The following is a 10,588-nucleotide window of genomic DNA, read 5'->3' as shown; positions in this document are numbered from 1 at the left end:
AAACCTGTGGGAAGGCTGATTATTTACCCTCCGGCCAAAACCGCTCCCCACCCCCCGGTGCATCCGTCCACGCCTGCAACGACCGGGTCGGCAAGTCGAAATAATCCCGGGTACGTGCATAGCCATGGCCACCCATGCGCCCAATCGCATCGAGGCCCAGTTGATCGATGTACAGGGTTTTCGGGTCGATCAGTTCGTCCCGCACATGGGCCATCAGCACTTCGCCAAAGATGATCTCCCGCGACTGGCCAATGGACAGCGCCATCATTCGCCGGCATTCCAGTGCCACCGGGGCTTCGCCGATGCGCGGGCATTTGACTGTGGTGCCGGGGATGGCGGTGAGGCCGGCGGCGGTCAGCTCGTCGAAACCGGGGGCGAAGGGCACAGCGCAGACGTTCATGGCTTCCACCAGGGCATCGCTGACGATGTTGACGGTGAATTCCTGGTTGAGCTGGATGTTGCGCGTGGTGTCCTTGGGGCTCTGATCACCGTAGTTCTCCACGCCCAACGCGAGGATCGGCGGATCGGCCGAGAGCGCATTGAAAAAGCTGAACGGCGCGGCATTGACGCGGCCTTCGCCGTCGACAGTGGTGACCAGGGCAATAGGTCGTGGCACCACGCTGCCGATCAGAATCTTGTATTTGTCCCGCGCACTCAGGGTGCTGAAATCGAAGCTTTGCATGGGCAGCATTCTCTAAGAAAGTGGATCAATGGCGCTCAGCGGCGCCTGTGCGCTGTAGTCATCGGCGAAGGGAATGGCCGGTTGGAACAGGGTTTTCCAGTCCGGTTGGCCGAAGGCCCGGTCGCTGTGACTGCGCATCAGTTTTTCGAATTGTCGTTGGGCCTGGCGCTGCAGGGCGGGGTAGTCGACTCCGTTGACCTGACCGTCCTGCATCACACTGCGGCCGTCGATCCAACTGGCGATGCAGTCGTCACCGCGCCCGGCCAACATCAGGTTTTTCAATGGATCGAACAGCGGCCCCAGGTGCAGGCCACGCAGGTTGAACACGGTGATGTCTGCCTTTGCTCCCGGCGCCAGTCGCCCAAGGTCATCGCGGCCCAGGGCCCTGGCACCGCCGAGGGTGGCGGCGTTGTACAGATCGAGGGTGCTGGTCAGCGTGTTGCCGCCCTCCATCAGTCGCGCGATGTTCAAGCCCTGGCGCATGTTGTCCAGCAAATCCGCCGGCCAGGTGTCGGTGCCCAGGGCGAAGTTGATGCCCTTGGCCCGATAGCGACCGAACGAGTCCAATGCCTCGCCGTCCCGGGCGAACACCACCGGGCAATGCACCAGGCTGGCGCCGCCGTCCACCACCCTTTGCAGGTCATCATCACCACGGGTGTAAATGCCGTGGGGCAACAGGCTGCGCGGGGTCAGCAGGTCAAGTTGCTGCAACCAGCCCAACGGTGACGCGCCGCGCAATTGCTCGACCATCGCCACTTCGCCAAGGCCCTGGCAGCAATGCAGACGCATCGGCGCATTGAGTTCCCGGCTCAGCGCAGCGGTGCGCTGCAACAGCGCCGGTGTGCAGGTCTGGATCCGGTCCGGCAGCAGCGCACCGCGGATCAGGCCGTCATTCGTGCCGTCGAAATCCCTGAAAAACCGTTGCGCCGCGTCGAGTCCAGCCATGCCCCGGGCTTCATCCCAGTGGTGGGCCAGTGTGCCGTCGGCCTGCCAGTAACTCATGCCGCTCATGTAGCAGGGGCCGAGATAAGTGCGCAGCCCAAGCTCGGTGACCACGCCGGCCACCGCCGCAAATTCGTCGTAGGTTTCCGCCCACTCGCGGTAGTACATCGAGGTAATCGGCATGGCCGTTGTGATGCCGTTGCGGATCAGCTGCGTGAAGGCGTAGCGGTACTTGAAGGCTTCTTCGTCCGGGCTGTAGCTTTCCCGTGGTCCTCGCGCCAGATACTGCGCCGACCACATCCGGCCCATGTCGCGCTCGTCGCCGTTGTCCAGGGTCAACACCGTGGAATCGAGATCGCCCAAAGCATCAAGGTCAATGAAACCGGGGCCGATCAACGCGTTGCCGTAGTCGATCCACTGATCCACCGGACCCGGGTAATCACGCCCCACAAACACAATGTACGAGCCTTCGAACACCACCTCGCCGTTGCGCCAGAGCACGTGTTTGGTGCCGTCGAAGCCGACCACACAACTGGACTTCAAACCGATGCGCTTCACAAACGGCTGTCCAGCAAACGGCCACCCGAAGCAATCAACTGCCCGCCGCGATAGACCTGCCGCACTGGCCGCGACACCACGGATTCACCCAGGGTCTGTACCGGCATCAACAGAAAGTCCGCAGGCCGACCGATCGCTACGCCATAACCTTCGCAACCCAGGGCCCGGGCGCCATTCACGGTCGCCGCGTCGAACGCCGCTGCCAATTCCTCGTCTTTGTTCAAATCGAAACGAAACGCCAGCAACATCGCCCGCTCCAGCATGTCGCCGTTGCCCATGGGCGACCAGGCGTCGCGAATACCGTCCGAGCCCAGGCACACATTCACCCCGGCTTCGCGCAGGGCGAGGAATGGGGGTACAGCACAATCGGCCGGCGCCGAACTCATCAACGAAATCCCCAGTGCCGCCAGACGTTCGGCCACCGGTTTGACCTGGCTCCAAGGCAACATGCCGAGGCAGTAGGCATGGCTGATCATCACCCGGTCCTGAAGCCCGAAGCGCTCGGTGTAGTCGGCGATCAGTTTGATCTGCCACAGGCCCAACTCGCCCTTGTCGTGCAGGTGAATGTCGACGCCACGGTCGAATTCGCTGGCCAGTTTGAACACGAAGTCCAGTTGCGCGATGGGGTCGTTGTCGATGCCGCAGGGGTCGAGGCCGCCGACGTTTTCCACGCCAAGGGTCATGGCTTCGCGCATCAGCTCGGCCGTGCCGGGGCGACTGATCAGGCCCGTTTGCGGGAAGATCACCAGTTGCAGGTCGATCAAGTCGCGGTATTTTTCACGCAGTTGCTGCATGGCCTCGACATGGCGCAGGCCGAATTCCGGGTCAATGTCGACGTGGCAACGCAGGGTCAGCGAGCCACGGGCGATGCAGTTCTCCAGCAGGGCGCCGGCCCGTTGTGCAATGGGGGCTTCGACTTCGCGCAGTACACGACGCTCGTTGGCAATGTAATCCTTGAGGGTCGGCCCGGCACTGTTCGGGCGCCAGGGTTGGCCCCAGAGGGTTTTGTCCAGGTGCACGTGGCTTTCCACCAGGGCTGCGGTGAGCAATTGGTTCTGGCCGTCGATGTCGGTGGCGAGCAGTTCGCTGGTCGAGGCCGGGCGACGTTGGGTGAAGCGGCCGTTTTCGATCAGCAGGTCTTCGGCGGGGGCGCCGTAGGGGCGCACGTTGCGTAGCCAGCGGGGGGGAGTCATTGCGTACCTCAAAATTTGTGTTGTGTGGGAGGGCCTCTTCGCGAGCAGGCTCGCTCCCACAGGGGAATGCATTTCAATGTGGGAGCGAGTTTGCTCGCGAAGGCCGCGACTCGGTTTCAGATCAGCCCTTGAGCTTCGCCCAGATCCGGTCCTGCAGTTCCCGCGCCTTGTTGCTGCATTCCTTTTCAGGACGCAGGCGCGAGGCGAATTCGTCGGGCATGTTGATGGCGTCCATGACCCGCCACTTGGCATCGATCAGCTTGTCGCTCTGGATGCCGTTGGCGTAGGCGATGGCGTTGGACACGGCCGCAGCGTTTTCCGGCTTCATCATCCAGTCGATGAAAATCCTGGCGTTGCCGGGGTGCGGTGCGCTTTTCGGTACGGCGAAGTTGTCCTGGAACATCGCCAGGCCTTCTTTCGGATACACGTACTTGATGGTGCTCTTCTGCAAGGTGGCCCGCGCTGTAGAACCGTTCCAGTTCTGCATCATGATCACCTCACCGGAGGCCATGCGGTCGACGGTGTTGTCCGAGCTGTACATCTTCAGGAACGGCTTCTGCTTTTGCAGCAGTTCCAGAATGCGCTTGGCGTCTTGCGGGTTTTCCGTGCATTCGTCGACGTTCAGGTAATGGCTGGCGGCGTTGATCACGCTGCTGGATGTGTCGAGGGCGGCGAGTTGGCCTTGCAGTTCCTTGCGCGGCTCGAAGAACTCTTTCCACGAGTCATCGAGCTTGCCACCCGGCACTCGCGCGCTGTCATAGGAGAACCCGGTGGTGCCCCACAGATACGGTGCCGAGAACTTGCGGCCGGGGTCAAAGCTCGGGTCGCGGAACGCCGGCTTCACGTACTGGAAGTTGGGCAGGGTCGGCGCGTCGATTTCCAGCAGCAGGTTCTGGTTGATCAAGGTGCGCATGATCGACTGCGACGGCACGATCACGTCATAGGCGGCGCCTCCGGCCTGCAACTTGGCCAGCAGGGTTTCGTTACTGTCGTAGCCGTCCATGGTGACTTTGATGCCGGTCTCCTTTTCGAACTTGGCCAGCAGGTCCACCGGGTAATAATCGGTCCAGTTGTAGAAGAACAGTTGCTTGGGCTCGGCGGCCTGGGCGCTGATGGCGGTGAAGCAACTCAGGGCCAGACCGGTGACGGCGAAACACATGTTTTTGATGTTCTTTTTCATGAGTGAAACGCTCCAGGATTATTGGTTTTTACCGCGCTGTCCCAGCCAGAAGGCCAGCACCACCAGCACGATGGAAATCACCAGCATCAGGGTCGAGATCGCGTTGATCTCCGGCGTTACGCCGGCCTTGATCGCCGAGAAGATGTACACCGGCAGGGTCGTGGAACCGGGGCCGGCGACGAAGAAGGTCATGATGAAATCGTCGAGGCTGACCACGAACGCCAGCACCGAACCGGACAGCACCGCCGGCCACAACAGCGGCAGCGTCACCCGCCGGAACACCTGCCACGGATTGGCGTACAGATCGTTCGCCGCTTCCAGCAGACTCTTGTCCAGGTCATTGAGCCGCGCGCGGATCGGCAGGTAGGCGAAGGGAATGCAGAAGCCGATGTGGGCGACGATCACCGTCAGCAAACCGAGCTTGATCCCCAGCGCCATGAACAGCAGCAGGGTGGCGACGGCAGTGACGATTTCCGGCAGGATCAGCGGCAGGTTGATCCCGCCTTCGACCATCTTCTGCCCGTAGAACGGCCGGTAAGTCGCCAGTGCCGCGAGCAAGGCAATCGCCGTTGCGCACACTGTGGCGATGCCGGCGACGATGATCGAGTTCAGCGCGGCGGTCTGGATCGACGGGTTGGACAGGATGCGTCCATACCAGTCGAACGAAAACTCGGTCCATACCGTTGCCGAGCGGTTGGCGTTGAAGCTGTAGGCAATCAGCACGAAGATCGGCAGGTACAGGTAGGCCAGGATCAGCAGGCTGACTTCCCGGGTCATCGGCAGTTTTTTCAGGTGCAGGGCGATCATGCGGTGGCTCCCCGACGAAGAGTGTTGGCGGCGCTGCGGCTGTAGAGGGCGTACAGCACCAGGGACAGCAGCAGAATCCCCAGCAGCAGGAACGACAGAGAACTGCCCAGCGGCCAGTTGCGCGCGGTACCGAACTGTTGCTGGATCAGATTGCCGATCATCAGGGTCTTGCCGCCGCCGAGAATTGCCGGCGTGATGAAGGCGCCGAGGCTGGGCACGAATACCAGCAGGGAACCGGCAATCACTCCCGGCATCGACAGCGGCAGGATGATCCGCCGCAGCGCATGCCAGCGGTTGGCGCCCAGGTCATAGGCCGCTTCCACCAGACGCCAGTCGAGTTTTTCCAGGGTCGAGTAGATCGGCAGAATCATGAACGGCAGGAAGCTGTAGACCAGCCCGACGCTGACCGCGAAGTCGTTGTAGAGCAGGGTGATGCCGCCGGCACTGGGGAACAGCGCGTTGAGGCTCTGGGCGACCCAGCCCTGTTCGCGCAGGATGATCAGCCAGGCGTAATTGCGGATCAGCAGGTTGGTCCAGAAGGGGATGGTGATCAGCAGTACCATCAGGTTGCGTCGACGGGGTGTCAGGCTCGACATCCACAGCGCCACCGGAAAGCCGAACAGGAAACACAGCACCGTGGTGCCACCGGCCTGGAACACCGAGCGCAACAGCGCTTGGGCGTAGACCCAATTGAGCTCAAGCTCACCGTCGAATCCTTCCTGGAAAAACAGCTGCACGTAGCTTTGCAATTGCCAGTCGGCCTGCCAGTCGACGCCACCATAGACGTTGCGCGGCAGCAGGCTGATGTAGCCCATGATGCCCAGCGGAATGGCGATCAGGGCCAGCAGGGTCAGTACCACCGGGCTGAGCAACAGTGCGCGGTTGAGGGCGGGAGAAGTGCTGCTGACGCTCATCTCAGGCCTCCATCAACAGACAGGCGTGAGGCGGCAGGTTGACCGCCACGCGATCGCCGACGCCACGGCTGTGGTTCAGGCCTTCGTTGTTTTCACGCAGCATGACCTTGATGTCGTTGTTCAAGCGGCACTGGTAGAGGGTTGCGGTGCCGACGTACAGCACGGCCTCGATCACCCCGCGCAGGTGATGTGGTTGCGCCGGGTCCACCAGTTGCGAACGCTCCGGGCGGAAGGCCAGCTGCACCTTGCCGTCGATGCCTTGGGCCGGGCAGGGGATTTCCACCGGCATGCCGCTGGGCACGAAGAGGTGTTCGTTGTTTTGCCCGCGTTTGAGGTGCCCGGGCAGGAAGTTGATGTCACCAATGAACTGGGCGACGAATTGATGCTGCGGCCTTTCGTAGATGTCGTTGGGCGTACCGATCTGCAGGATCTTGCCGGCGGACATCACGGCAATGCGATCGGACAGGGTCAGGGCTTCTTCCTGATCGTGGGTGACAAAAATGAAGGTGATGCCCGCTTCCTTTTGCACACGCTTGAGCTCGACCTGCATTTCCTTGCGCAGCTTGAGGTCCAGCGCCGACAGTGGTTCGTCGAGCAGCAGCACTTTGGGTTTCGGCGCCAAGGCCCGGGCCAGAGCCACCCGTTGCTGCTGGCCACCGGACAGTTCTGCCGGTTTGCGTCGGGCCAGGTGCTGCATTTGCACCAGCGCCAGCATTTCATCGACCCGCTGCGGGATCAGCTTGCGATCAAGACCCTGCATCTCGAGGCCGAAGGCGATATTCTGCGCAACACTCATGTGCGGAAACAGCGCGTAACTCTGGAACACTGTGTTGACCCGCCGCTTGAACGGCGGCAAGTCGTTGACCGGTTCGCCAGCGAGGCGGATTTCACCGTCACTGACGTGCTCGAAGCCGGCGATGGTGCGCAGCAGGGTGGTTTTGCCACAGCCGGAGGGGCCAAGCAGGGTGAAGAACTCGTTGTCGGCAATATCGACCGATACATTATCGAGGGCCGGTGCCAAGCCGGGATCGTCGGAATATCGCTTGGAGACGTTACGCACTTCAATTGCAACCGGATGACCCATAATGGTGCATTCCTCTAATTATTGTATGCAAAATCTGGATGCAATTTAGAAATACCCGGATTAACCTGCTCGTGCAACCCCCTTTTTCAAGGCTGTTCATTCGCCTGGGGCCGGTTGCATAGCGCTCAAGGAGTCATCGAATGGCGGAAAAGAAACTGGAAACCACGGTCGACCGCGTCTACCAAGGGGTTTACGAGGCGATCAGCAAGCGCACCCTGCGGCCCGGCATGAAGCTCGGCGAGGCCTCGCTGGCTGAACTTTTCAATGTCAGCCGCACGTCGGTTCGTGCCGCGCTCAAGCAATTGGAAGCCGATGGCCTGGTCACCACCGAACCCAATAAAGGTGCGTCGGTCTCGTTGCCCAGCGACGAAGAGATCCGTTCACTGTTCGAAACCCGGCGCCTGGTCGAGATCGGCATCGTCAGCGAGTTGTGCCGTCGGCGAGATACCGCCGTGACCCAGGACTTGCGCGATCACCTGTTGCTGGAGGACGAAGCGCACCAAAGCGGCGACCATGAGCGGTTGATCCATCTGCTCGGCGAGTTCCACATCAAACTCGCCCGCAGCTTGAACAATCCGGTGTTGCTGGACTGGTTCCAGAAACTGATTTCCCGGGCTTCGCTGTACGCCGCCGCCCTGGATGACGACAGTCACGAAGCCTGTCGCGACGACGAACATTTGCGCTTGATCGAATACATCGAAGCGGGCAACCAGAGCGCGGCGATCGAACTGACCTGCATGCACTTGAATGGCATCGAGAAAGCGATTCTCGACGTGGCCGCCACGCTGAAAACCAGCTACAACCCGCTCAAACACCTGATTGAGGTTTAGTCGCACCACTCGATTCCGGGCTTGCAATCTGTGGGAGCGAGCCAGCTCGCGAATGCGGAGTGTCAGTTGCCATAGCTGTTGAATGTGCCGGCCTCTTCGCGAGCAGGCTCGCTCCCACAGGGATCTGCGCTTGCCATGGATCCCGCGATAATCAGCTATACCTCTATGAAACCATTGGCATCCGCGATGCTCGAAACAAACGGGTGCAGTTACCGGATACAGAGTCAGCCAATGCAGTTTCTAGACGATAGCCACGGGTGTGCCGGCTGGAGCGGCGAAATGGCCGGGCGCATTCGTGCGTTCGATTGGAGCCACACCGAGCTTGGCGCCATCGATACCTGGCCCAGGAGCTTGAACAGCACGGTACAGCTGATGCTCGCCTCGCCGCTGCCGATGGTGATGCTTTGGGGCCGGCCCGGCTACATGATCTATAACGACGCCTATTCGAAATTCGCCGGCGGGCGCCATCCCTACCTGTTGGGTTCGCCGGTGGAGCTGGGTTGGCCGGAAGTGGCCGATTTCAACCGGCATGTGGTCGATACCTGCCTCGCCGGCGGCACCTTGTCCTACCGCAACAAAGTGCTGGTGCTGCTGCGCGACGGGGTGCCCGAAGACGTCTGGCTGGATCTGTATTACAGCCCGGTTGCCAACGATGACGGCTGTCCCGCCGGCGTCATGGCAATGGTGGTCGAAACCACTGAGTTCGTGATTTCCGAACGCCTGCGCCAGGCCGCCGAAAATGCTTATCGCGCCGACAACGAACGGGTGCGCCTGGCACTCAATGCCGGGGCTTTGCTCGGCTCGTTTGTCTGGGACATCAAGGCTGACGTGCTGAGCGGCGATGAACGCTTTGCCCGCACCTTTTCCTATCCTGCCGGGCAACCCCTGGACAACCTGCCCCAGGACATCGCCGAAGCGCGCATCCATCCCGATGATCGCAGCTGGGTTCAGGAGCAAGTCAAACAGTCCATGGAAACCGCCGCCCCCTTTCACGCCGAATACCGGGTGCTGCGCCCCGATGGCAGTTACCTGTGGGTGCTCGCCAGCGGTTGTTGCGAGTTTGATGAGCAGGGCGAACCGTTTCGGTTCCCCGGGGTATTGATTGACATCCATGAACGCAAGACTGCCGAAGAGTCCCTGCTCAGGTTCACCCGTAATCTGGAGCAGCGCGTAGCCGACGAAGTCGAAGCGCGGCTGGCGGCGGAAGAGCAACTGCGTCAGTCACAGAAGCTCGAAGCCATCGGCGGCCTGACCGGTGGCGTAGCCCACGACTTCAACAATCTGTTGCAAGTGGTCGCCGGCAACCTGCACTTGCTGGCGCGTCATGAGCCGGACAATGCCAACGTGCAACGCCGTGTGGCGGCATCGATTGCTGCCGTGGAGCGCGGCGCCAAACTCTCTTCGCAGTTACTCGCCTTCGCACGGCGCCAGCCGCTGACCCCGGCTATTTGTACGCCGCAGCAGATTTTCGACGGCCTGGGCGAGCTGTTGCAGCGTGCACTGGGGGAAACCATCCAGATCCAGATGAGCGCTGCCGAAGATCCCTGGGCAGTGTTTGTCGATCGCAATCAACTGGAAAACACGATCCTCAACCTGGCGATCAATGCCCGGGACGCAATGTTGGGTGAGGGGATCATTCAGTTGAGCGCCGACAACATCACCCTCGACCGCGCGTTTTGCGCGGGCAAGGGGATCGTCGCCGGCGACTATGTGCGCGTGACGGTGGCCGATACCGGCTCCGGCATGCCGCCGCAAGTGCTGGCACAGGCCTTCGAACCGTTTTTCACCACCAAGCCCGACGGCCAGGGCACGGGGCTGGGCCTGAGCATGGTGTTCGGTTTCGTCAAGCAAAGCGGAGGGCATGTCGAGATGTCCAGCACCGTCGGGGAGGGTACCCGGGTGCAGTTGTATTTCCCGCGCAGCCTGCGTACAGCGGCCAGTGAGACAACGGTCCTGGACGTGCAGCAACGGGGCGGGCACGAATGGATTCTGGTGGTCGAGGACAATGAAGCCGTGCGCACCTCGACTGTGGAGTTGCTGCGCGAAGAGGGTTATCAGGTCCTGACTGCGGCCAATGCCGATGTCGCCATGCAGATGTTGCTGGAGGGCGTGGTGGTGGACCTGATCTTCACCGACGTGGTCATGCCCGGCCTGATCAAGAGTTCTGACCTGGCGGCGTGGGCGAAAGTGCAGAACCCACCTTTGGCCGTGCTGTTCACCTCCGGTCACACCCGTGACATTATCTCGCGCAACCACCAACTCAGCCCCGACACCCATTTGCTGAGCAAACCCTACAGCCCGCAAGCACTGACCCAGATGATCCGAACCGTCCTCAATGCTTAAAAAACCTGTGGGAGCGGGCTTGCCCGCTCCCATAGGGGGATGGTGTTTTTTTCAG

General features: G+C 61.3%; 9 protein-coding genes. 2 read left to right on the top strand and 7 right to left on the bottom strand.

Translation table 11 applies throughout. The annotated features are described in order from the left end of the window. Nucleotides 1–19: 19 nt before the first annotated feature. The 7 genes from FFS64_RS09250 to FFS64_RS09220 all read right to left on the bottom strand — a co-directional run bounded on the left by FFS64_RS09250 (nucleotide 20) and on the right by FFS64_RS09220 (nucleotide 7,360). Complete coding sequence (locus FFS64_RS09250; protein WP_137805109.1) at nucleotides 20–682, bottom strand: flavin reductase family protein; 663 nt, start codon at nucleotides 680–682, stop codon at nucleotides 20–22. A gap of 12 nt (nucleotides 683–694) precedes the next feature. Continuing rightward, entirely contained in the window at nucleotides 695–2,182 is a 1,488-nt protein-coding gene (locus tag FFS64_RS09245) for an amidohydrolase family protein (RefSeq protein WP_137805108.1), read from the bottom strand. Then, nucleotides 2,179–3,375 carry an amidohydrolase family protein gene (locus tag FFS64_RS09240; RefSeq protein ID WP_137805107.1) on the bottom strand — a complete coding sequence of 399 codons (1,197 nt, stop codon included), beginning with the start codon at nucleotides 3,373–3,375 and terminating at the stop codon, nucleotides 2,179–2,181. The genes FFS64_RS09245 and FFS64_RS09240 overlap by 4 nt, the downstream gene beginning before the upstream one ends. A 121-nt stretch (nucleotides 3,376–3,496) precedes the next feature. Further along, a complete protein-coding gene (locus tag FFS64_RS09235) occupies nucleotides 3,497–4,555 on the bottom strand; it encodes an extracellular solute-binding protein (RefSeq protein ID WP_137805106.1) in 1,059 nt (352 codons plus the stop codon). An 18-nt stretch (nucleotides 4,556–4,573) separates the two neighbouring features. Beyond that, nucleotides 4,574–5,362, bottom strand: coding sequence for an ABC transporter permease (locus tag FFS64_RS09230; RefSeq protein ID WP_137805105.1), 789 nt, complete (start codon nucleotides 5,360–5,362; stop codon nucleotides 4,574–4,576). Further along, nucleotides 5,359–6,276 (bottom strand): ABC transporter permease, encoded by a 918-nt coding sequence (locus tag FFS64_RS09225; protein ID WP_095194659.1) that lies wholly within the window; start codon nucleotides 6,274–6,276, stop codon nucleotides 5,359–5,361. Before FFS64_RS09225 ends, FFS64_RS09230 begins: the two co-directional genes overlap by 4 nt. Before the next feature lies 1 nt (nucleotide 6,277). Beyond that, nucleotides 6,278–7,360 (bottom strand): ABC transporter ATP-binding protein, encoded by a 1,083-nt coding sequence (locus tag FFS64_RS09220; RefSeq protein ID WP_137805104.1) that lies wholly within the window; start codon nucleotides 7,358–7,360, stop codon nucleotides 6,278–6,280. A 140-nt stretch (nucleotides 7,361–7,500) separates the two neighbouring features. Here FFS64_RS09220 and FFS64_RS09215 point away from each other — a divergent pair, with 140 nt between their 5' ends. Both FFS64_RS09215 and FFS64_RS09205 read left to right on the top strand, forming a co-directional pair. Then, nucleotides 7,501–8,190, top strand: a complete 690-nt coding sequence (locus tag FFS64_RS09215) for a GntR family transcriptional regulator (RefSeq protein WP_095194661.1) — start codon at nucleotides 7,501–7,503, stop codon at nucleotides 8,188–8,190. 279 nt (nucleotides 8,191–8,469) lie between these two features. Next, nucleotides 8,470–10,533, top strand: coding sequence for a PAS domain-containing sensor histidine kinase (locus FFS64_RS09205; protein ID WP_137805290.1), 2,064 nt, complete (start codon nucleotides 8,470–8,472; stop codon nucleotides 10,531–10,533). Nucleotides 10,534–10,588: the final 55 nt, after the last annotated feature.

Source organism: Pseudomonas sp. G(2018), from assembly GCF_005502415.1.
GTDB lineage: Bacteria > Pseudomonadota > Gammaproteobacteria > Pseudomonadales > Pseudomonadaceae > Aquipseudomonas.
This window is presented reverse-complemented; position numbering and strand designations above follow the sequence as displayed.